Consider the following 22273-nt stretch of genomic DNA (forward strand, 5'->3'; position numbering starts at 1 on the left):
CCCGTTCATTTTTTAAGGATGCGGCCGATGCGTGGCGCGCTCGGCGGTCCGCGCGTGCTGCTCCGGCGCCTCCGCGAGGTGATGGCGGAGCCGGTCAGCGCGCAGGACCGCCTCGACAAGATCGTTGTGCTGATCGCCGCCAACATGGTGGCGGAAGTCTGCTCGGTCTACGTGCTGCGCGTCGATCAGACCCTTGAGCTGTACGCTACGGAAGGTCTGAACCGGGATGCGGTTCACTTGACCGTCATGAGCGTGAATGAGGGCCTCGTCGGCCATGTTGCGCGCGAGGCCGAATCGCTGGCCTTGCTGGACGCACAGTCCCACCCCGAATTCTCCTACCGTCCGGAGACGGGCGAAGAGGTCTACAACTCCTTCCTCGGCGTGCCGATCCTGCGCGGCGGCAACACGCTGGGCGTGCTGGTGGTGCAGAACCGCGCCCGCCGCACCTATACGGAAGAGGAGATCGAGGCCCTCCAGACCACCGCCATGGTGCTGGCGGAGATGATCGCCTCGGGCGAACTGACGGCGCTGGCCAAGCCCGGCGCCGAACCCGCCGTGCGCCGGCCGCTCCACCTCAAGGGCGTCGCCCTCGCCGACGGGCTTGGACTTGGCCATGTGGTGCTGCATGAACCGCGCATCCGGGTGACCAACGTCATCGCCGACGACGTGGTGAAGGAAACCGCCCGGCTCGACGCCGCCATCGGCAAGCTCAGACATTCCATCGACCTGATGCTGGAGGACGACGGCCTCTCCAAGGCCGGCGAGCATCGCGACATCCTCGAAGCCTACCGCATGTTCGCCCACGACCGGGGGTGGATGCACAAGATGCGCGAGGCCGTGCTCTCCGGCCTCACCGCCGAGGGCGCGGTAGAGCGGGTGCAGTCGGATACCCGCGCCCGCATGATGCGCGCCTCCGACCCCTATCTGCGCGAGCGCCTGCACGACCTCGACGACCTCGCCAACCGCCTCCTGCGCGAACTGACCGGCCGGTCCCGCAGTTCAGAACGCGAGGCGCTGCCGGAAAACGCCATCCTCGTCGCCCGCAACATGAGCCCGGCGGCCCTGCTGGATTATGACCGCACCCGCATTCGCGGCCTCGTTCTGGAGGAAGGCGGCACCACCAGCCATGTGACCATCGTCGCCCGCGCGCTGGGCATTGCCGCCGTGGGCCAAGTGGAGAATGCCGCTGGCCTCGCCGACCAGGGCGACCCTGTGATCGTTGACGGGCAGGCCGGCGAGGTGCATCTGCGCCCGCCGGGGGACGTCGAGGAGGCCTATGCCGAGAAGGTGCGCTTCCGCGCCCGCCGGCAGGCACAGTATGCCGCGCTGCGCACCCGCCCCTCCGTCACCAAGGACGGGGTGCATGTGGACCTTAACTTGAACGCGGGCCTGCTGGTGGACCTGCCGCACATCGCTGAGACCGGCGCTGCGGGCATCGGCCTGTTCCGCACCGAACTTCAGTTCATGATCGCGTCGGCCTTCCCGCGCATCTCGGAACAGCTGAAGCTGTACCGCGCGGTGCTGGACGCCGCGGGCGACCGCCCCGTCACCTTCCGCACCCTCGATATCGGCGGCGACAAGGTGCTGCCCTACATGCGGACGGTGGAGGAGGAGAACCCGGCCCTTGGCTGGCGGGCCATCCGCCTCGGATTGGACCGGCCGGGCCTGTTGCGCAGCCAGATGCGCGCTTTGCTGCGCGCTGGCGCCGGACGGGAACTGCGCGTGATGTTCCCCATGGTGGCCGCTGTGGAGGAGTTCGATCGCGCCCGGGCCCTCGTGGAACGGGAGCTGACGCACCTGCGCCGGCACGGGCACGGCCTGCCGGACCGGGTCTATGTGGGCGCCATGGTGGAGGTCCCGTCCCTGCTCTTCCAGCTGGACGAGATTCTGTCCCGGGCCGACTTCCTGTCGGTGGGCTCCAACGATCTGGTGCAGTTCCTCTATGCGGCCGACCGCGCCAATGTGCGGGTTGCCGACCGCTTCGATCCGCTCTCGCCCCCTGCCCTGCGGGCCTTCCGGCTGGTGGCAGAGGCGGGCATCCGCCATGGCAAGCCCGTGACCCTGTGCGGCGAACTGGCCTCCCGGCCACTCGAGGCAGTCGCTCTTGCCGCCTTGGGCTACCGCTCCCTGTCGGTCTCCCCGGCGGCCATGGGGCCGGTCAAGGCGATGCTGCTTGAGACCGACGTCTCGGCCGCCCGCAAGGTGCTGCTGCCCTTGCTCGAGGACCGGACCGGCGCGGCCGATCCACGCGCCGTGCTGACCAAGTTCGCGCGGGACTGCGGCCTGCCGCTCTAGCGGGCGCCCTTGCGCGCCTCCGCTCTTGCCCCTTTTCTTGCCCTTTCCCCCAAACCGTCCGGATCCGTCAGCCCCTTATGAACACCCTGCCCCTCGCCAAACTCGACCAGCTGGTCGCCCGGCATGCCGAGATCGAGGCCGCCCTGTCCCACGGGGCCGAGGGGGAAGAGTTCGTCCGCCTCGGGCGTGAGTTCTCGGATCTCTCCCCCGTAGTGGAGCAGGTGCGGGCCCTGCGCGGCGCGGAACGTGACCTGGAGGGCGCCCGGGAACTGCTCGCCGATTCGGCCGACGACCCGGAGATGCGCACCCTGGCCGAAGCCGAGGTGGAGCGGCTGGATGCGCGGATCGCCGAACTGACGACCGCCGTGCGCCTCGCGCTTCTGCCCAAGGACGCCATGGACGAGCGCGGCGTCATTCTGGAGGTGCGCGCCGGCACCGGCGGCGACGAGGCGGCGCTGTTCGCGGGCGACCTCTACCGCATGTATACGCGCTACGCCGCCGACAAGGGCTGGAGCGTGGAGGTGCTGTCCGAGAGCGAGGGCACCATGGGCGGCTACAAGGAAATCGTCGCCGCCGTCCACGGCAAGGGCGCCTATGCCCGGCTGAAGTTCGAGAGCGGCGTCCACCGGGTCCAGCGGGTGCCGGCCACCGAGGCGGGCGGACGCATCCATACCTCCGCCGCCACCGTCGCCGTCCTGCCGGAAGCGGAGGATGTGGACGTGGACATCAACGAATCCGACCTGCGCATCGACGTGTACCGCGCCCAGGGGGCCGGCGGCCAGCATGTGAACAAGACGGAATCGGCGGTGCGCATCACCCACCTCCCCACAAACACGGTGGTAGCGGTGCAGGACGAGCGCTCCCAGCATCGCAACAAGGCCCGCGCCATGGCCCTGCTGCGGTCCCGCCTTCTGGACGAAGAGCGCCAGCGCAAGGAGGCCGGCCGCGCCGCCGACCGCAAGGGGCAGGTCGGGTCCGGCGACCGCTCCGAGCGCATCCGCACCTACAATTTCCCGCAGGGGCGCGTGACCGACCATCGCATCAACCTCACCCTCTACAAGCTGGAGGAGGTGATCGCCGGCACCGCGCTCGACGACATCATCGAACCGCTGCTGACCGAGCATCAGGCCGCCTTGCTCGCAGCGGCCGAGGAGGCCTGAGCCGTGCCGGGCCCCGGCGACACACCCGCGGCCGACCTGACCATCGCCCAGTTGCGCCGGCAGATGACCGCGCGCCTCGCCGCCGGTGGCGTGGAAACACCGGAACGGGATGCACGGCTGCTGCTGGCCCATGCCCTCGGATGCGCGCCGGGCGAGCTTCTAGAGCGCGGCACCACTTCCGCGACGCCCGAGATGTCTGCCGCGGCCGAGGCGCTCCTCACCCGGCGGCTTGCGGGGGAGCCCGTGGCCCGCATCTTCGGCCAGAAGGAGTTCTGGAGCCTCACCTTCCGCCTCTCCCCGGACACGCTGGTGCCGCGGCCGGACACGGAGACGGTGGTGGAGGCGGCGCTGTCCCTCTTTCCCGACCGCACCGCGCCGCTGCGCATCCTCGACCTCGGCACGGGCACGGGCGCCATCCTCGCCGCCCTGCTTGCGGAGCGGCCGGCAGCAACAGGCATCGCCGTCGATCGCTCGGAGAACGCGGCCCGGACGGCCCTGGCCAACTTCGAGGCGAACGGCCTTGCGGACCGCGCGTCTGTTGTCGTCGGCGACTGGGGCAGCGCACTCGTCGGTGGCTTTGACCTCGTGGTTTCCAACCCGCCCTACATCGCGGAGGACGAAATGGCTGGGCTTGCCATAGATGTGCGCCTCCACGATCCCCATCTGGCTCTGGTGGCCGGAGCCGACGGCCTCGCCGCCTACCGCGCCATCTCCGCCGACCTGCCGCGCCTGCTGAAGCCCGACGGCGTGGCTGTTCTCGAACTTGGCGCGGGGCAGGAACCGGCTGTCGCGGCCCTCGTTCAATGCGCAGGGCTGAGGGTTCTCGGCCCGGCGCGCGCCGACCTCGGAGGCATCCCGCGCGCCCTTTGCGCCCGGTGGCACGGGGCCGCAAACCGGACGGCTGACGAAAAAAGGCTTGGAACCTTTGAGGGAAATGGCTAGTGTCAGTCGCAGGAATCGAACCGGGGCATCGGTCCAGAGGGCTGATGCGGGCTTCCGAAATCTCAAACGGATGTTTCGGTCGCTGAGGATGCGAGAGCGTGGAGCGCGCGATGGCGCAGCTCATGCAAGCATCCTGCGGTTGGATCGTTTCACGGTGCTGGATACGCGCGACTCACGGAATGTCGGTGGCGAATGTCGGTGGCGTCTTGGGCGATGACGTCTCGGGTTGCCACATCTCGTGTAACGGCGCCCGTGCTGGGGGCACGGAACGGGGCTCGATGATCGGACTGATCCTGATTTCTTGACGACTTTCGCTTTGGTCCAGCGCGGACGCCGGCGCAGGCGGCTTCCGCGGCTCTGACGGTCTTGTCCTGCGGACAGAGCAGCGTGCCACGGGTCCATTCCGATGGGGTGGAATTTCGAGGGTTCGTTTCATGAGACGCGCACCGCCGGAGCGGGAAGCCCGGCGGGATATGCGGATTGTACCGGCGCGATGCGGCCGGGCGCAGACGGCGGCGTGAACGCCGGGCGAGTAGAGATCGATCCATATGAGAAATGGTCAGCAGAAGCGCATGCGCGGCCGCAACAACAACCGGCGCAGCTCAAACCCTTTGACGCGGGTGTATGAGTCAAACGGCCCGGATGTGAAGGTGCGTGGGACGGCCCACCACATTGCGGAGAAGTACCAGCAGCTCGCCCGCGACGCTCAGGCCTCCGGCGACCACGTCGCTGCTGAGAACTATTTCCAGCATGCGGAACATTACCTGCGCCTCATCGCCTCGCTGCAGGGTCAGTTCGCCCCGGTGAACGGCTTCGGCCGCGACGAGGACGGCGACGACGAGGACGGGGACGACGTGTCCTCCCTCGACGCGCCCCAGCCTTATGGTCGCAACGACCAGCCCTATGGCCGCAGCGAGCAGCCCTACCAGTCCCGCGACAATCGGGATGATCGGGGCCAGCGCGACGATCGTGGTCAGAGGGATGACCGGGGCCCACGCGATGACCGTGGGCAGCGGGATGACCGTGGCCAGCGGGACGATCGCGGCCAGCGCGACAACCGGCAGGGCAACTTCCGCCGCAATCGGGATGACGACGAGGGGTACCAGCCGCGCGAGGCCCGCGACAACCGCGAGTTCCGCGAGAATCGGGACCCCCGCGAGAACCGGGAACCGCGCGAGCAGCGTGAGCCCCGGGAGCAGCGCGAGCCGAGGGAACAGCGCGAGCCGCGCGAGTTCCGCCGTCGCAACCGCGACGACAACGGCGAGGGCTTCGTGCCCCGCGCGGCGCGTGCGCCCCGCAGCGACGATGGCGACCAGCAGCCGCGCCCGCCTCGCGCCCCGCGCAGCGAGGAGGCCGAGCAGCCCCGTCCGCCCCGCGCCCCGCGCGTCGAGGAGCAAGACCTCGGCCTGCCGTCCTTCATCACCGGCGCGCCTGCCGTTCCCAAGGAGCGCCCGGAGCCCAAGGCCGAAGTGAAGAGCGAGCCGAAGGCAGAGCCCCGCGAGCCCAAGGCGGAGCCGAAGGCCGAAGCGAAGGTCGAGGCCAAGGCGGAACCCAAGGCCGAGCCCAAGGCCGCGGGCGAGACGCCCCGCGAGGAGGGTGCAGAGGCCGCCGAGGCCGATGCCCCGCGTCCGCGTCGCCGCCGCTTCCGCACCCGGGCCGGCGAAGGCACCGAGGCTGCCGCCGAGGCGCCGGCGCCCGAGCAGCCGGTGCTGTTCAACGAATAGGTCTGGTCCTTTCGACCGAAACAAAAAACCCCGCCGGTCACCCGGCGGGGTTTTTCTTTGGCCGCGCGGCGAAGGGCCGGCTCAGCTTTCCTTGAAGCCGTAGTCGGGGATGCCCTGCTCGTTGCCGTAATATTTGTAGGGCAGGAACTTGCCGGACATGGTGATCTGCACCCGGTCGCCCTTGGGGTTCGGCTCGCGCACCATCTCCATGTTGAAGTCGATGGCGGACATGATGCCGTCGCCGAACTCCTCCTCGATCAACGCTTTCCAGGCCGGGCCGTTGACCATCACCAGCTCGTAGAAGCGATAGATCAGCGGATCGGTGGGGGGCATGGGCGTGCCCGCGCCACGCATGGGCACCTCGTTGAGCATCCGCTCTTCCACCTCGGAGAGGCCGAACAGCTCGGCGGCCTTCTTCGCCAGCGGCTTCACCAGCTTCATCTGGCCCAGCAGCGCGCCGACGACAAGCACCGGCGACATGCCGCCGATCTCGTCGCAGATGTATTTCCAGGTCCAGCCCTTCTCGCGCTTGATGTCGAGGAGCTTCTCGGTCAGTTGCTCGCGCTTCATTTTCTTATGGTCTCCGCTTGGGTTCGGTCGAAGAGGCAGGCCCGTCAGTCGCGCGCGCTGGCGATGGCGGGGAAGGGGATGGTGTTGGCCGGTGCGGGCGCGGGCTCCGGCCGGCGGCCGAGACGCACCACGGGCGGGTGGCGGCGGTCGTAGCCCGCCGGCATCTCCGCCTTGAACGTGCGGCTGCGGGAGACGAGGAAGTCCACGAGGTGGTTGCGCACCGCGTAATAGTTCTCTTCGCGGTGGATGCTGTCGCGGGCCCGCTCCATGGGCAGCGGATTTTCCACCACCTCGGCGATCATCGCCTCCGGCCCGTTGGTCATCAGCACGATCTTGTCGGCGAGGTAGATGGCCTCGTCCACGTCGTGGGTGATCATGACGACCGTCTGGCCGGTGGATTTGCAGATGCGCCGCACCTCGTCCTGCAACGTGCCGCGGGTGAGCGCATCGAGGGCGGAGAAGGGCTCATCCATCAGCAGGATCTTCGGCTCGATGGATAGTGCACGGGCGATGCCCACGCGCTGGCGCATGCCGCCGGAGAGTTCCGCCGGCCGCTTCAGCTCGTTGCCCTTGAGGCCGACGAGATCGATGAAGCGGCGCGCGCGCTCCTCCACCTCGGCGCGTCCCGCCTTGCGCCAGCGGGAGGAAACCGCATAGCCCACATTGCCGATGACGCTCTTCCACGGCAGCAGCGCATGGCCTTGGAAGATCACCGCGCGATCAAGGCTCGGGCCGGAAATGGCCTGCCCGTCCACCACCACCACGCCGTCCGAAGGCTCCTCGAGCCCGGCGAGGATGTTCAGCACCGACGTCTTGCCGCAGCCGGAGTGGCCGATGATGCAGACGAACTCGCCCCGCGCCACGGGAAGCCACAGATCCTCGAAGATGGTGGTGGAGCCGCCCCCCGGCGCCGGATAGCGCCGGGCGATGCCCTCGATGGAGATGAATTTGGGATCGCTCTCGGTCTTGGCGTTCTCCATGGCCCTCACTCCGGAAACGTCACGCGCTTCTGCAGGCGCGCGAGAATGAGGTCGAGGGCCATGCCGACGACGCCGATGAGCAAAATTCCGACGATCACATTGGCGATGGAGAGGTTGTTCCACTCGTTCCAGACGAAGTAGCCGATGCCGGTTCCGCCCACGAGCATCTCCGCCGCGACGATGACCAGCCAGGCGATGCCGATGGAGATGCGCATGCCGGTGAGAATGGTCGGTGCCGCCGCCGGCAGGATCACGGTGAAGGCGCGGCGCCACGGCCCCACCTCCAGCGTCCGCGCCACGTTCAGCCACTCCTTGCGCACCGCCCCAACCCCGAAGGCGGTGTTGATGAGCATGGGCCAGACGGAGCAGATGAAGATGACGAAGATGGCCGAGAGGGAGGAATCCTTGATGGTGTAGAGGGCGAGCGGCATCCAGGCCAAGGGCGAGATGGGCTTGAGCACCTGGATGAAGGGATCGAGCGCCCGGTAGGCCAGCGGCGACATGCCGATGAGGAAGCCGATGGGCACCGCCACCAGCACCGCCAGCCCGTAGCCGATGAACACCCGGCCGATGGAATAGAGAAGCTGGAGGCCGAGGCCCTTGTCATTCGGACCGTTGTCGTAGAACGGCCGCTTGAGGTTGTCCCAGAGCTTGCCCGCCACATCGAGCGGCCCCGGCATGGCAGACTTGGCGCCCTGGGTCGCGATGCCCATGAGCTTGGCATATTCGGGATCGAGCGCCGGCCCCGAGCTCGCGCTCGGGGTGACGGCGACCTGCCACAACGCACAGAAGGCGACGAAGAGCAGCACCGAGAGGAGGCCGGCGCGCACGCCGAGGCTCTTCATCCGCTCAGCTCCGCTTGATCGCGAAGGAGCTGACATATTCGGCGGGCTTTGCCGGGTCGAACACCTTCCCCATTACAGAGAAGGACTTCATGGTGGTGGCGGGCGGGGTCAGCCCCATCTCCTTCATCACCTTGGCGGCATCGGTGGCGAGGAAGACCTCGTTGGCCACCTTGGTGTAATCCACCTCGCCCTTGATCTGGCCCCAGCGCTTCATCTGGGTCAGCATCCACACCGCGAAGGAATCCCACGGGAAGGGGTCGAAATCGACGCGCTTGGGGTCGTCCTTGATGTTGCCGAGCCCGTCGGCGTACTTGCCCACCAGCACCTGCTCCAGAACGATGGGCGGCGCATTGAGATAGGCCGCCGGCGCGATGGCCTCGGCGATGGCCTTGCGGTTCTCCGCCTTCGAGGCATAGCCGGTGGCATCCACGATCGCGCGCAGCAGGGCTGCGTAAGTATTCGGCATGGTGGAGATGAATTCGCGGCTGGCCGCGAAGGAACAGCAGGGGTGGCCGTCCCACATGGTCTTGGACAGAGAGTGGATGAAGCCGACGCCATCGAACACCGCGCGCTGGGCCACGTTGTCCGGCGCGAGGAAGCCGTCGATGTTCTCGGCCCGCAGGTTCGCCACCATCTCCGGCGGGGGCACCACGCGCAGTTGCACGTCGGTGTCCGGGTCGAGGCCGTTCTCCGCCAGCAGATAGCGCAGCAGGTAGTTGTGCATGGAGAAGTCGTAGGGAATGGCGAACTTAAGCCCCTTCCACGACTTCACGTCCATCTTGTCCTTGTGCTTGATGCCGAGCGTGAAGGACTGGCCGTTGATGTTCTCGATGGCCGCCGCGACGAACGGGATCGGGTTCGAGCCCAGCCCCTGCGAGATGGCGAGCGGCATGGGCGCCAGCATGTGCGCGGCGTCGTATTCCTTGTTGATGGTCTTGTCGCGCACCACGGCCCAGCCGGCCGTCTTCACCACCTCCACGTTCAGGCCGTGCTTGGTATAAAAGCCCATCGGATGGGCCATGATGATCGGCGTGGCGCAGGTGATGGGGATGAAGCCGACCTTGAGATCGGTCTTCTCCGGCTTGCCGGTCTGGGCGAAGGCCTCGGTGGCGGCATCGAGCGGGAAGAAGGTGGCGAGGGCCGCCGCCGCGGTGGAGGTGCCCACGGCCTTGAGGAAGGCGCGGCGCTTCAGGTCGTTGGGAAACAGCGCCCGCATGAGGCCGGAGGCGACCACCTCCTTGTAGCGCGCCTCATCGGAGAGCGTCGCAGCCCGCTCCGCTGCCGCATGCTCCTCCGCGCTCGCGTGCCGCCCGCACAGGCAGCGGCGCAGCGTGGACTTCAGCGAGAACGGGTTGGAAAACATCGACATCAGGGCTCTCCGTGAGGGCTTGCGATGGACCGGACGAATGTGACGCTGGGATAGGGCAATGCCCGTGCCACGCTCACCCGGGAACGGGGACGGGCGGCGGGGTGGCGAGCGCCTTGCGCGCCAGCATGTGGCTTTTGGGATCGTTGACGGAGGCGACCGCGACGAGGCGATCCCCCGCGAAGTACCTGACGCAGAAGCGTCCCGCGGCCACGTCGCCCTCGCATTCGGTGCGGTCGTGCCCGTCGAGAAGGCCGGCGATCTGCAGCTTCACATCATACTGATCGGACCAGAACCAGGGCACCGGATCGTATGCAACCGCTCCACCGCTGATTGCTTTTGCGGCAGCCTTGGCCTGATCGATCGCATTCTGCACGGATTCAAGGCGAACCCGCCGGCCGTAGAGCTTGCTCGGGAAATTGGCCACGTCTCCGGCAGCATAGATGTCGGGCACGCTGGTGCGGGTCGTCTCATCCACCCGGATGCCGTTCTCCATAACGAGGCCGGCATCGGCGGCGATTTCGCCATTGGGCACCGCGCCCACGGCGGAGAGCACGAGATCGGCCGGGAGCACCCGCCCGTCGACGAGCTCCACACCCGTCACGCCGTCCGTGCCCAGAATACGGGCGACGCCGGTGCCGGTGAGGATGGTGACGCCGTGGCCCTCGTGCAGCACACGGGCGAAATCCGAGATGGTTGTGCAGGCGACGCGGGCGAGGAGCCGCGGCGCGCCCTCCACCACGGTCACGTCGAGCCCGAGCATCTTCGCTTTGGCGGCCGTCTCCAGCCCGATATAGCCGCCCCCAATGATGACCAGCCGCGCGCCCGGCTGCGCCGCCGCGCGGAAGTGCTTCACATCGTCGATGCTGCGGATGGAAAACACGCCCGACAGTTCCGCCCCCGGCACAGGCAGCGCCCGGGCGCGGGTACCGGTGGCGATCAGCAGCGCGCCGTAGGTGAGGCGGGCGCCATCGGAAAGCTCCACCTCCTTGCCCGCGGGAAAGATGCGGGTGACGCGGGTGGAGAGGCGCATCTCGGCGCCGGCCTCGGCATAGAAGGCGGGCGCCTTCAGCTCCAGCCGGTCTTCGGTCATCTCGCCGCCGAGATAGGCCTTGGAGAGCGGCGGGCGCTGGTAGGGCAGATAGGGCTCGTCGCCGATAACGATGATGGGCTTCCCATAGCCCTCCGCCTTGAGGGAGGTGACGGCCTGCGCCGCCGCCTGCCCTGCGCCGATGATGACGAGCGGCGCGCTCACGACAGATGCTCCTGTGCCACCGGCTCCTGCGCGACACCCAACGCGGCGGCGACGAACAGCAGCCGGTCCTGGCCGAAATACATCTGGCCATCGACGACATAGGTGGGCGAGCCGAACACGCCGGCCTCGATGGCCGCGGCGGTATTGCGGGCGATCTTGTCGGCCGCCTCCACGCTGTCGGAAAGAGTGGCGAGCTTCTCGCCATCCAGGCCCACCTCATTGGAGAGGCGGACAAGGTTGTCCCGCTCGGAAATCTGGATGTCCCGCACCCAGACGGCGGAGAGGCAGGCGCCGATGAGATCGGCGGGGTCGATGCCCTCAAGCTGCGCCGCCGCGATGAGCCGGCAGGCGGGAAGCGTATCCGTGGGCCAGAACTTCGGCTCGGTGTTGATGGAGATGCCACGCACCTTGGCCCAGCGCACGATGTCCTGCTTGCGATAGGCGTTGCGCTGGGGCGATTGCTTCGCCGGGGCGGTGGATCCGCCCTCGGCGAAGACCTTCAGGATGTCGACGGGACGCCACAGGATGTCGGCGCCCGCCGCGCGCGCGATCTCGCGCAGGCGACCGTGCCCCAGATAGGCATAACCGGACTGGGGGCTGAAATAGCAGATGATCTCGGGCACGGCGGGGCTCCTTTGGCTCGGTTCAGCCGAGGGCCGCGGCCGGGTGCCCCTCCTCGATGGGCAGGGACGGATCGCGCGACCACTCGTTCCAGGAGCCAAAATACATCTTCACGTCCTTCACCCCCGCCTCTTTCAGCGCGAGGAAGGTGTTGGAGGCCCGCGCCCCTTTGAAGCAGTAGAGATAGACGGGGGTCTCGGGCGAAATGCCCACGGTGGCGCACTCGGCGAGAATCTCGGCGGAGGACTTGAAGCGCGGCCCTTCGGCAGTCGGCTTCATCATGCGGTACCACTCGATCCACTTGGCACCGGGTATGCGGCCCTTGCGGGGGCAGAAATCCTTGCCATAGGGCGACGAGCTTTCGCCGATCCACTCGTCCACATCGCGCACGTCGAGCTTGGCGACGGCCGGGTCTTCCACCGCCTTCAGCATGGCGCCGGCATCGATGATGACCTCGCCGGCCGCCTGGTCCACCGGGAAGGTGGCGGCCTTCGGCTCGGGCACGTCCGTGGAGACGGGAAGGCCCGCGGCCGTCCAGGCGGCGAACCCGCCATGCAGCACCTTCACCTTCGGATAGCCGAGGAAGGTCAGCAGGAAATAGCCGCGGCAGGACTGGCCGAAGCCGGAATTCATCGACTGCTCGTAGATCACCGCCGTCTCCTTGCCGGAGAGGCCGGCCTTGCCGAAGGCGTCGGCGAATTTTTCCGTCAGCTCGGCATAGCCCTCGGGGGTCGAGGTGGCGAGGAAGGTGAAGATCTCGTGCAGGTTCACCGCGCCGGGGATGTGCCCGGCGGCGTAGCTCGCAGGGTCGCGGGTGTCGATGACGACGGTGGGCTCGGACAGGATGAGGGTCGACAGATCGGGCGGCGAAATCAGGATTGCGCTCATGGTGATCCCCTCTTGCGGGTCAGGAGGACACTCTTTCGGAAGGCACCGGGGGCTTTGCGCCCCTCATGTTTTGAAACGGGCGGCTGGCCTCAGGCCGGCATCTGGTCCAGCATCAGCTTCAGCTGCTTGGTGGCCGGCGTGACGATGGCGACGAAATAGGCCTCGCGCAGGCGCCGCTGGCAGCGGGAGGCGCGCACATAGCCGCGGGCACCGCAGTGGAGCATGGCGTTATGGGCGGCCTCGACGCTCTTCTCGCCGGCCAGCAGGCGGGCGGAAACGACACGGCGCCAATAGTCCGGGCTCGTATCGAACGGCGTCTCGGCGAGGGTGTTCACTTCCGTTTCCATGGCCGCCAGCGTCTCGCAGAGCTGGTCGGGCTGGACGTCGAGATAGCGGTTCACGTGGCCGAGCGGCTCCTCGACCTCGCGCATCATGGCGATGCAATCGCGGATGAGGCCGATGGCCATGCCGGCCTGGAGCAGGATGAACCCGGCCCGCATCTTCTTCACGAACGACATGGCGTCGTGCGCCAGCACCATGTCGTCGGGAATGAACAGGTCGCGTACCTGCACGCCGTAGGTGCCGGTGCCGTCCATGCCGAGGAACGGCTCGCAGGGCTTCAGCGTCACGGCCGGCTCGGCGCAATCGATGATGGCCATCACCGGTGCGGCGCCGTCCACGGCGAAGATGCAGCCGAAGAAATGGTCGGGGCCGAGGTTCGAGACCCAGGGCAGGATGCCCTTCACCTTGTAGCCGCCCTCCACCCGCGTGCCCTTGAGCTTCAGCGTCTCGATGCCGAAGAAGGACTTCATGGGGTTGGACAAAGCGGTGCCGCCGAGCACATGGCCTGTGGCGACGGCGGCGAGATATTTAGCGCGCGGCGCCTCGTTCTCGGAATTTATGAGGTACCAGACCAACGTATTCTGGCACCACGCCATGAAGCCGGTGGCGGCGCAGACCTCGGACACGCGGGACATGCCCTCGATGGCATTGCTCAGCCGGTGGCCCTGCGACAGATGCAGACGGAAGGCTCCGGCGTCGGCGAAGCGATGCAGGAGCGTTGCGGGATAGGTGCCCTCGTCGATGGCCCGCGCCCAGGCAGAAAGGTCGGTCCGCGCGATCTTGCCGATCTCGGCCAGCGCGATGCCGGCATCGAGATCGGCCGCAGCGGGATCATGCGGCGACAAGGCGGTGACGGCGGCGTGCGGCACAGGCAGCGACATGGCGATCCTCGACGAGGGATTGGGCGGGAGCCTGCCCGGACAGCGCCGGGCAGGATGCGGCCGAAGACGGCCGGGGCGTTCGGCGCCGGCTGGTCAGCCCAGCGCCACCTCCAGGTTCACCGGACGCACGAAGGTGTTGGCGACGGGCGACCACTTGGTGACGTGGGAGATGAGCGCGTCGATCTCCTCCTTCGGCACCCCGTCGCACTCCATGTCGACCTTCACGCGCACGTCGGTGAAGCCGACCGGCTTCTCGCTCACGTCGCCCGTGCCCCACACGGCGGTGATGTTGAGGTCGCCCTCCAGCTGCAACTCCAGCTTGCGAACGGTCCAGCCGCGATGCACCGCATTGGCGTGGAGGCCCACGGCGAGGCAGGAGCCGAGCGCGGCCAGCGACGCCTCGGAGGGGTTCGGGGCGGTGTCGTCGCCGAGCAGGCCCGGGGGCTCATCAACGATATAGGGCTCAAGATTGCGGATGTAATTGGCGTGGCGGAAGCGGCCTTCGGCGACGGTCTTGCACTTCAGGGTCTTGATGACCTTGGGGTCCGCCTTGCCGGCCGCGATGAGCTTGGCGAGGCCTTCCTTGTCGATGGGCGCAAGGCAGCCCGTGGTCGCTTCTGGCGCGAGGCAGCCGGTCAGTGCGGTCTGGGGCGCAGTCATCAGGATCTCCTTGGGTCGTGTAGACAGACCGTTCTGTCTTATGCACGCGCTATGCCAGATCCACCGAGGGCCGCGACGGACTGAAGGAAAACTGCGTTTCCTCATGAGAAATAAGGAACTGCGGGAAAAGTCGGCGGCGCTTGTCCGGCACGGTTCGTGCCTGTAGAAAACAGACAGGTCTGTCTGAGTGCACGCGAAAGTGGCACATTGGTGAGAAGCGATGCAGCAAACGAAGGCAAGCCGCCCTAAGGCCAATCCCCACGCCGCCCCGGACGCCGGCGAGGCCGAGCCGAAGGCGCGCGAGCGTATCCTTCAGGCCGCGACGCGGCTGTTCTGCCAGCACGGCATCAATGCGGTGGGCGTGGACGCCGTGGTTGCCGAGGCAGCGACGGCCAAGGCGACCCTCTACAAATCGTTCGGCTCCAAGGAACGGCTGGTGGAAGCGGTGCTGGAGCGCGAGGGCGCGGCCTGGCGCGACTGGTTTCTCGGCGAACTGCTGAAAGGCGAGGCAACCGCCCAGATGCGCCTGCGCCGCATCTTCCCCGTGCTGCGCGAATGGTTCGGCGACGCCCGCTTCTTCGGCTGCCCCTTCATCAATGCGGTGGCGGAGCACGACAAGGCCGACGACCGCATGCGCCAGATCGCCCTCGCCCATAAGAAGGTGGTGCTGGAAACCATCACCCGCCTCGCCGCCGAGGCCGGCGCGCGCGACCCCAACGGTGCCGCCCACCAATTGGGTGTCCTGATCGACGGCGCCATCGTCGCCGCCATGATCACCAAGGACGCCAACGTCGCCCTGCTCGCGGGGCAGACCGCCGACTTGCTGCTCTCCGGCATGGCGGCTGAAGCGGCCTGACGGACGCATCTCCACCTTCCCGCCCGCTCCCGCCCACGCTCCATGCGTCCGGAGCAGGAGACGGCCCACGCCCCCTGCGAAATGCGCAGTCTCCCGCGCTTGACGCTCCGCCCCACGGCGTCCGAAAACGCGGTAACAGCATCGGGAGGAAAAGATGCAGATCCGCGCCGCCGTCCTGCGCACGTCTCCGGTCAACAAGCCTTATGCGGACACGCGCCCGCTCTCGATTGAAACGGTTCAGCTCGCACCGCCCCAGGCCGGCGAGGTGCTCATCAAGGTGGCGGCGGCGGGCCTGTGCCATTCCGATCTGTCCGTCATCAACGGCGACCGTCCGCGCCAGCTCCCCATGGTGCTCGGTCACGAGGCCGCGGGCGTGGTGGTGGAGACCGGCCCAGGCGTCGACGATCTCAGCGCCGGCGACCATGTGGTGATGAGCTTCGTGCCCACCTGCGGCACCTGCCCCTCCTGCATGGAAGGCCGGGCGCAACTGTGCGGACCGGGACAGGCCTCCAATGGCGCCGGCACCCTGCTCGGCGGCGGACGTCGCCTGAAGTGCGATGACGGCACCGACATCTACCACCTGTGCGGCATCGCCGGTTACGGCGAGTATGCGGTGGTCTCGCGCCGCTCCATCATCAAGATCGACAAGGAGATGTCGCTCATCGACGCCGCCTTGTTCGGCTGCGCGGTGATGACCGGCGTCGGCACGGTGGTGAACACGGCCGGCGTGCGGCCGGGCCAGAGTGTCGCTGTGGTCGGCCTCGGCGGCGTCGGCCTTTCGGCGGTGATGGGCGCGGTGGCGGCGGGCGCCGACCAGATCGTCGCCCTCGACCTGTCGCCCCAGAAGCTCGACCTTGCCCGCCAGATCGGCGCGACCGACACCTTCCTCGCCAGCGATCCGGACATCGTGGAGGCGGTGAAGGAGGCGACGCGCGGCGGCGTGGACCACGCCATCGAGATGGCCGGCTCCGCCCCCGCCTTCGAGCTCGCCTACAAGATCACCCGCCGCGGCGGCACCACCACCACGGGCGGCCTCGCCAATCCCAACGCCCGCATCTCCCTGCCGCCGGTGCATCTCGTCGCCGAGGAGCGCACCATCAAGGGCAGCTACATGGGCAGCTGCGTGCCGCCGCGCGATATCCCGCGCTTCATGGCGCTCTACAAGCGCGGCAAGCTGCCGGTGAACCGCCTGCTCTCCTCCACCGGGCCGCTCGACACCATCAACGAGAATTTCGACCGCCTCGACCGCGGCGAGGTAGTGCGGCACGTCATCGTCTATTGAGGAGCGAGGGGCCGCGGCGGCGCGGCCCCTTCCCTTCCGCGGTGGATCGCCTAATCTGCCGCTCGCGTTTCAAGGAGAAGCCATGCGCGTCGCCATCCGTCTCGCCGCCGTCGCCGCGCTGGCCATCGCCGTTTCCGGCTGCGACAAGTGCGGCAACTGGTTCGGCCAGGGCACGCCGGTGGGCAAGCCCGGCGCCTGCCAGTCCTCGACGCCCAGGTAACCCCTACCGCGCCTCTGGATTGGGCACATGCCCCAGCGTCGCCTTCAGCCGAGCGATCTCGGCACGGATGGGGGCGAACGGGCCATATTTGTGCTGGCTCGGCGGAAAACCGTCCGCATAGGGCCCGTAGGGCGTGTCCACTGGCTTCGCGAGCAGGTCCGGGAAGTCGGCCGCGAAGGCGGGACGGGACGGGCGGGGCTGGCTCACCACATAGGCGGCCACATCCCACGCCTCTTCCGCGGACAACACCGGCATCAGCCAGTCGGTGCCGTTGGGCATGTTGTCGTGCACGAAATTGGCGATGGTGATGAGACGGTTCATGCCGGCGCCGTCATTGAAGCTGTCGGGCCCCCACAGGGGGGGCACCCCATAGCCGAAGTTCGCATCCACCGGATTGCGCCGCAGCCCCTCCCCGCCCGAGCGATGGCAGAACTGGCAATTCTGCGCGTAGACGCGCGCGCCGCGCTGCGGATCCGCGGGGCGGTCGAGTTCGGGGACGGCGCCCGCCCCAGCGCCCTCGATGCGCGCGTCCTTTGGCAGGGCGGAGGAGAGCACGCGCAGATAGGCGACCAGCGCCTGCATGGGCAGGGCATCCCGCGGCATGGGCCGTCCATTCATGGAACGCATCATGCAATTGTCGAGGCGGTCCTCGAGTGTCGCCACCTTGCCCGTGCGCGTGGAATAGGCGGGATAGTCCGCTGAAGCCGACACCAGCGGCAGGCCGAATTTCTTGCGCCCGGCGTTGAGGTGGCAGTTCACGCAGGCGAGATTGTTGCCGGCGAACCGCATGGCCGGGTTCGCCGCATCGGGGCCGACATGGCGCGCCGTCGCCTCCAGCACGGAACGACCGTAGCGCACCAGCTGCCCATAGGCGTCATCGGGCAGGAGGTCCACATCGGGGATGTCCCACACGGCGATGCGGGCGTTGGCGGCAGCGGCATTCGCCGCCTCGCCGGGCGGGACCGTTGCCGGCTGGGCGAGTGCCGCCCCCGCGGCAAGCACCAGCGCCGCCATGGCGCCGGCCCGCACAACCCATCCCGTCGTGAAGCTGACCCAGGCCCCCATGGCATCCCCCTGCCGGGCGCAAACGCCCGCGATTGTTGCTTTGGCGCCGCCGCACCGTTATAAGCGCGCCTTCGTCCGCGGCATGCGCCCCCCTGGAGGCGTGCCGACGGTCGAAGGCGCGTGTCCGCTGCGGACCGCGCGCCATATCGGACACATATTAAAGTTAGGACAAGTGCCATGACTGCCATCAAGGAACTGAAGGCTGTGGCGCGCCCGCGGGCCGGCAAGGGGGCCGCCCGTGCCGAGCGCCGCGCCGGGCGTGTGCCCGCCGTGATCTACGGCGAGAAGCAGGACCCCATCACGATCTCGCTCGACTTCATCGAGATCAACAAGATCATCTATGCCGGCCACTTCCTCACCACCCTGTTCGAGGTGGACGTGGACGGCACCAAGCACCGCGTCATCCCGCGCGACTACCAGCTGGACGTGGTGAAGGACTTCCCCGTTCACGTGGACTTCCTCCGCGTCTCCAAGGGCACGACCGTGACCGTGGACGTGCCGGTGCACTTCGTGAAGCAGGAAGCCTCCCCGGCGCTCAAGGCCGGCGGCACCCTGAACGTGGTCGCCCACACCGTCGAGCTGGAATGCCCGGCCGAGTCCATCCCGGAAGCCATCGAGGTCGACCTCACCGGCGCCGCCTATGGTGACGCGTTCCACCTGTCTTCCCAGAAGCTGCCCGCGGGCGTGACCTGGGCCGGCCAGGGCGACGACACCCTCGCCACCATCGTCGCCCCCGTGGGCGCCGAGGAGGAGCCGGCGGCGGAAGAGCCCAAGGCCTGAGCGGATCGCTGACGATCCCGGGCGCCGCGCTGGTCTAGAAGCCGCGGCTCCCCGTTTTCCGGGCCGGAGATCCGCCTCATGTTCCTGTTCGCAGGGCTCGGCAATCCCGGCCCGAAATATGCCGGCAACCGGCACAATGTCGGCTTCATGGCCCTCGACGCCATCTGCCGCCGCCATCGCCTGGGCCCGCTGCGCCGCCGCTTCCAGTCCGCGGCAGCCGAAGGCGAGATCGCCGGCGAGAAGGTCATCGCGCTTTTTCCCGAGACCTTCATGAACGAAAGCGGCCGGGCCGTCGCCGAGGCCCAGCGCTTCTACAAGATCCCCCTCGACCACATCTTCGTCTTCCACGACGAGCTGGACCTGCCCCCCGCCAAGGTGCGGATCAAGAAGGGCGGCGGCAATGCCGGCCATAACGGGCTGAGGTCGATCACCGCCCAGTGCGGCAACGATTACTGGCGCATCCGCCTCGGCATCGGCCATCCCGGCGACAAGGCGCTGGTGCATGCCTACGTGCTCAACGACTTCGCCAAGTCCGAAAAGAGCTGGGTGGATGCCGTGAGCGACGCCTGCGCCGATTTCGCCGAGTTGCTCGTGAAGCAGCGCCCGGACGAATTCCAGAACCGCACCCACCTTTTCCTCGAAGCCCAGGGCTTCGGCGAGCAGAAAAGGATCGGCGAGAAGGGCTGAGGCCGCGCCTTGGCCCATGCGCCCCTGGCCGGGCGGGTTGCGCACCCGAGGTCCGAGGGGCTATGCGATCCCCAACGGCCGCAGCGCGGCCTGATCCTTATCTCCATCCTGCAGCCGCACCGGCGGGCGGGTGCAACTCCTGAGCGTTCCATGGGCTTCAAATGCGGCATCGTCGGGCTTCCCAACGTGGGCAAGTCCACCCTCTTCAACGCGCTCACCCAGACGGCGGCGGCGCAGGCCGCGAACTATCCGTTCTGCACCATCGAGCCGAACGTGGGTGACGTGGCGGTGCCGGACCCGCGCCTCGACACGCTGGCGGAGATCGCCGGCTCGGGCGCCATCATCCCCACCCGCCTCACCTTCGTGGACATTGCCGGCCTGGTGCGCGGCGCCTCCAAGGGCGAGGGCCTCGGCAACCAGTTCCTCGCCAACATCCGCGAGTGCGACGCCATCGCCCATGTGGTGCGCTGCTTCGAGGATGGGGACGTGACCCATGTGGAAGGCAAGATCGCCCCCGTGGACGACATCGAGACCATCGAGACCGAGCTGATGCTCGCCGACCTCGAATCCCTGGAGAAGCGCGCCGCGGCGCTGGAGAAGAAGGCCAGGACCCTGGACAAGGAGGGCAAGGACACCCTCGACCTCATGACCCGCGCCCTGGTGCTGCTACGCGAGGGCAAGCCCGCCCGCTTCGCCGAGGTGAAGCCGGAAGAGGAGAGGATGTTCTCCCAGCTGGGACTGATGACCGCAAAGCCCGTTCTTTATGTGTGCAATGTGGAGGAGACCTCCGCCAAGGCGGGAAATTCCCTCTCCGCCCAGGTGTTCGAGCGGGCGAAGCTGGAAGGCGCCATGGCGGTGGTGGTCTCGGCCAAGATCGAGAGCGAGATCGCGGTTCTCCCTCCCGAGGAGCAGAAGGAGTATCTGGAGGCCATCGACCTGGAGGAGCCGGGCCTCAACCGGGTGATCCGCGCCGGCTACGACCTGCTGCACCTCGTCACCTATTTCACCGTGGGGCCCAAGGAGGCCCGCGCCTGGACCATCACCAAAGGCACCAAGGCCCCGGCTGCGGCGGGCGTGATCCATACGGACTTCGAGAAGGGCTTCATCCGCGCCGAGACCATCGCCTTCGACGATTACGTGAAGTTCAAGGGCGAGGCCGGCGCCCGCGAGGGCGGCCGCTTCCGCCTGGAAGGCAAGGACTACGTGGTCGCCGACGGCGACGTGCTGCACTTCCGCTTCGCCAACTGAGGCTCCGCGATGGTCGGGGCCGGGCCGCAGTTACTCGGCCGCTTCACCTTCACGGCCGAAGAGATCGTGCGCTTCGCCCGCGCCTACGATCCCCAGCCCTTCCATGTGGATGCGGAGGCCGCGGCATCCTCGCCCTTCGGCGGCCTCATCGCCTCCGGCTGGCACACGGCCTCCATGTGGATGGGTCTGTTCGTGCGCGCCCACGGCGCGGCGGCTGAGGGCCTGCCGGAGGACCATGCGGCGGTGATCGCGCCGGTGGGTGTCGGCTTCGGCATGACCGACCTGAAATGGCTCGCCCCGGTGCGCGCCGGCGACACCATCACCTTCTTCACCGAAATCCTCGACGCCCGCCCCAGCGGCAGCCGGCCCGGCTGGACCATCTACCACCGCACCGGCAGCGCCCGGCGGGAAGATGGGACCGAGGTGATCCGCTTCGAGCTGAAGCATCTGGCACCGGATGCGCGATAGCGGCGGGGCCGGTAGCACGCATTAGTTGCGTATCGGAATATATTGGCGATTATATACTTGACGAACCAGGCCGAAGGGGCTAGCTTCTAGATCAAGGAGTTAGCCATGTCCGTGTTGTCCCAGCCCTATTTCCACGATGAAGCCGCAGCGTTTGCGCATGTGGAAAAAATCCTATGGCCGGCTGGCCCGGTGTGCCCTCACTGCGGCAACATGGAAAAGCACTACGATCTGACGAAGACCCGCATCGGCCTTCGCAAGTGCGCCTCCTGCCGCAAGCAGTTCACGGTGCGCGTCGGCACGATCTTCGAGAGCAGTCATGTTGAGCTACACAAGTGGCTCCAGGCTGTTCACCTCATGTGCGCCAGCAAGAAGGGCATCAGCGCCCACCAGCTGCACCGCGTGCTTGAGGTGACATACAAGACCGCTTGGTTCATGGCTCACCGCATCCGCGAAGCCATGCGCTCCGGCGATCTGGCCCCCATGGGCGGCAACGGCATGGTGGTGGAGGCTGACGAGACCTATTTCGGCAAGACCGAGGAACAGCCCACGGTTCGCACCAGCGGTGAGCCCTTCAAGGGTAAAGGCAAAGGTCCGGCTGGCAAGCGAGCTGTGGTCGGTCTTGTGGAGCGTGGCGGCAGCGTTCGCACCTTCCACGTGGACAAGGCCACCAAGGTGCAGGTCGGCCAGATCGTCGCCGAAAACGTGAACAAGGAAACCGTCCTCAACACGGACGAAAGCCGCCTCTACAACGAAGTCGGCACCACCTTTGCCCGTCACGACCGCGTGCGCCACACCGCAGGCGAGTATGTGCGCGGCGAGGCCTACACGAACACGATTGAAGGCGTCTTCTCCATCTTCAAGCGCGGCATGAAGGGCGTGTATCAGCACTGCTCCGAGAAGCACCTGCACCGCTACCTTGCCGAGTTCGATTTTCGGTACAACAATCGCGTAGCCGTTGGCATCGGCGATCAGGCGCGAGCGGCTCGCGCCCTTTCTGGTGCCTCTGGTAAGCGCCTTACCTATAAAACATCTCACGAGCGCCCATGTTAAGGATATCGCCGTGACGGCAGCTAGCATTGCCGCTGAGCCATGGAGGGAGCGCCTCTATGTCCCGAACTACCAAGTTCGGGAAGCGGCT

22 protein-coding genes are annotated in these 22273 nt (G+C 67.6%); 12 read left to right on the plus strand and 10 right to left on the minus strand.

Features of this window, described 5'->3' with window-relative positions; translation table 11 throughout:
* Window positions 1-27 precede the first annotated feature (27 nt).
* The 4 genes from ptsP to FHT36_RS05780 all read left to right on the plus strand — a co-directional run bounded on the left by ptsP (window position 28) and on the right by FHT36_RS05780 (window position 6121).
* Window positions 28-2295 (plus strand): phosphoenolpyruvate--protein phosphotransferase, encoded by a 2268-nt coding sequence (ptsP, locus tag FHT36_RS05765; protein WP_169121581.1) that lies wholly within the window; start codon window positions 28-30, stop codon window positions 2293-2295.
* Window positions 2296-2372: 77 nt separating this feature from the next.
* The gene (prfA, locus tag FHT36_RS05770) at window positions 2373-3455 is read left to right on the plus strand and encodes a peptide chain release factor 1 (protein ID WP_169121582.1); all 1083 of its coding nucleotides are present in this window, start codon (window positions 2373-2375) and stop codon (window positions 3453-3455) included.
* 3 nt (window positions 3456-3458) lie between these two features.
* Complete coding sequence (prmC, locus tag FHT36_RS05775; protein ID WP_348644383.1) at window positions 3459-4397, plus strand: peptide chain release factor N(5)-glutamine methyltransferase; 939 nt, start codon at window positions 3459-3461, stop codon at window positions 4395-4397.
* 572 nt (window positions 4398-4969) lie between these two features.
* Window positions 4970-6121, plus strand: a complete 1152-nt coding sequence (locus FHT36_RS05780) for a DUF4167 domain-containing protein (RefSeq protein WP_169121583.1) — start codon at window positions 4970-4972, stop codon at window positions 6119-6121.
* Between the two features lie 81 nt (window positions 6122-6202).
* On the opposite strand, the gene cynS is transcribed toward FHT36_RS05780, so the two are convergent.
* The 9 genes from cynS to FHT36_RS05825 form a co-directional block, all read right to left on the minus strand.
* Window positions 6203-6691, minus strand: a complete 489-nt coding sequence (gene cynS, locus FHT36_RS05785) for a cyanase (RefSeq protein ID WP_051678988.1) — start codon at window positions 6689-6691, stop codon at window positions 6203-6205.
* A 44-nt stretch (window positions 6692-6735) separates the two neighbouring features.
* Window positions 6736-7671: an ABC transporter ATP-binding protein gene (locus tag FHT36_RS05790; RefSeq protein WP_169121584.1), complete on the minus strand. Its 936-nt coding sequence runs from the start codon at window positions 7669-7671 to the stop codon at window positions 6736-6738.
* Window positions 7672-7676: 5 nt separating this feature from the next.
* Window positions 7677-8516 (minus strand): nitrate ABC transporter permease, encoded by an 840-nt coding sequence (ntrB, locus tag FHT36_RS05795; RefSeq protein WP_169121585.1) that lies wholly within the window; start codon window positions 8514-8516, stop codon window positions 7677-7679.
* A 4-nt stretch (window positions 8517-8520) separates the two neighbouring features.
* Window positions 8521-9885, minus strand: a complete 1365-nt coding sequence (locus FHT36_RS05800; protein WP_169121586.1) for a CmpA/NrtA family ABC transporter substrate-binding protein — start codon at window positions 9883-9885, stop codon at window positions 8521-8523.
* A 73-nt stretch (window positions 9886-9958) separates the two neighbouring features.
* Entirely contained in the window at window positions 9959-11137 is a 1179-nt protein-coding gene (locus tag FHT36_RS05805; protein ID WP_169121587.1) for an FAD-dependent oxidoreductase, read from the minus strand.
* Window positions 11134-11760, minus strand: coding sequence for a 2-hydroxychromene-2-carboxylate isomerase (locus tag FHT36_RS05810; RefSeq protein ID WP_169121588.1), 627 nt, complete (start codon window positions 11758-11760; stop codon window positions 11134-11136). Before FHT36_RS05810 ends, FHT36_RS05805 begins: the two co-directional genes overlap by 4 nt.
* Window positions 11761-11782: 22 nt before the next feature.
* On the minus strand, window positions 11783-12646 hold the full coding sequence (locus FHT36_RS05815) for a sulfurtransferase (RefSeq protein ID WP_169121589.1): 864 nt from the start codon (window positions 12644-12646) through the stop codon (window positions 11783-11785).
* Between the two features lie 89 nt (window positions 12647-12735).
* Window positions 12736-13869, minus strand: coding sequence for an acyl-CoA dehydrogenase family protein (locus FHT36_RS05820; protein WP_169121590.1), 1134 nt, complete (start codon window positions 13867-13869; stop codon window positions 12736-12738).
* A gap of 93 nt (window positions 13870-13962) precedes the next feature.
* A complete protein-coding gene (locus FHT36_RS05825) occupies window positions 13963-14529 on the minus strand; it encodes an OsmC family protein (RefSeq protein WP_169121591.1) in 567 nt (188 codons plus the stop codon).
* 220 nt (window positions 14530-14749) lie between these two features.
* On the opposite strand from FHT36_RS05825, the gene FHT36_RS05830 reads away from it, so the two are divergent.
* From FHT36_RS05830 to FHT36_RS05840, 3 genes are all read left to right on the plus strand, one after another.
* Window positions 14750-15385 (plus strand): TetR/AcrR family transcriptional regulator, encoded by a 636-nt coding sequence (locus FHT36_RS05830; protein ID WP_024277345.1) that lies wholly within the window; start codon window positions 14750-14752, stop codon window positions 15383-15385.
* 154 nt (window positions 15386-15539) lie between these two features.
* Window positions 15540-16667, plus strand: a complete 1128-nt coding sequence (locus FHT36_RS05835; protein ID WP_024277344.1) for a zinc-dependent alcohol dehydrogenase family protein — start codon at window positions 15540-15542, stop codon at window positions 16665-16667.
* Window positions 16668-16749: 82 nt separating this feature from the next.
* The gene (locus tag FHT36_RS05840) at window positions 16750-16887 is read left to right on the plus strand and encodes a hypothetical protein (RefSeq protein ID WP_168462333.1); all 138 of its coding nucleotides are present in this window, start codon (window positions 16750-16752) and stop codon (window positions 16885-16887) included.
* Between the two features lie 3 nt (window positions 16888-16890).
* Here the strand turns inward: FHT36_RS05840 and FHT36_RS05845 are convergent, their stop codons facing one another.
* Window positions 16891-17952, minus strand: a complete 1062-nt coding sequence (locus FHT36_RS05845) for a c-type cytochrome (RefSeq protein WP_246702063.1) — start codon at window positions 17950-17952, stop codon at window positions 16891-16893.
* A 177-nt stretch (window positions 17953-18129) separates the two neighbouring features.
* On the opposite strand from FHT36_RS05845, the gene FHT36_RS05850 reads away from it, so the two are divergent.
* The 5 genes from FHT36_RS05850 to FHT36_RS05870 all read left to right on the plus strand — a co-directional run bounded on the left by FHT36_RS05850 (window position 18130) and on the right by FHT36_RS05870 (window position 22185).
* Window positions 18130-18732 carry a 50S ribosomal protein L25/general stress protein Ctc gene (locus FHT36_RS05850; RefSeq protein WP_024277343.1) on the plus strand — a complete coding sequence of 201 codons (603 nt, stop codon included), beginning with the start codon at window positions 18130-18132 and terminating at the stop codon, window positions 18730-18732.
* A gap of 78 nt (window positions 18733-18810) precedes the next feature.
* Window positions 18811-19419, plus strand: a complete 609-nt coding sequence (gene pth / locus FHT36_RS05855; protein WP_169121592.1) for an aminoacyl-tRNA hydrolase — start codon at window positions 18811-18813, stop codon at window positions 19417-19419.
* A 150-nt stretch (window positions 19420-19569) separates the two neighbouring features.
* Window positions 19570-20667 (plus strand): redox-regulated ATPase YchF, encoded by a 1098-nt coding sequence (gene ychF, locus FHT36_RS05860; protein ID WP_169121593.1) that lies wholly within the window; start codon window positions 19570-19572, stop codon window positions 20665-20667.
* 9 nt (window positions 20668-20676) lie between these two features.
* On the plus strand, window positions 20677-21135 hold the full coding sequence (locus FHT36_RS05865) for a MaoC/PaaZ C-terminal domain-containing protein (protein WP_169121594.1): 459 nt from the start codon (window positions 20677-20679) through the stop codon (window positions 21133-21135).
* A 105-nt stretch (window positions 21136-21240) separates the two neighbouring features.
* Entirely contained in the window at window positions 21241-22185 is a 945-nt protein-coding gene (locus FHT36_RS05870) for an IS1595 family transposase (RefSeq protein WP_169121595.1), read from the plus strand.
* The last annotated feature ends 88 nt before the right edge of the window (window positions 22186-22273 follow it).

The organism is Xanthobacter sp. SG618, assembly GCF_012932745.1.
GTDB classification, from domain to species: Bacteria; Pseudomonadota; Alphaproteobacteria; order Rhizobiales; family Xanthobacteraceae; genus Xanthobacter; species Xanthobacter flavus.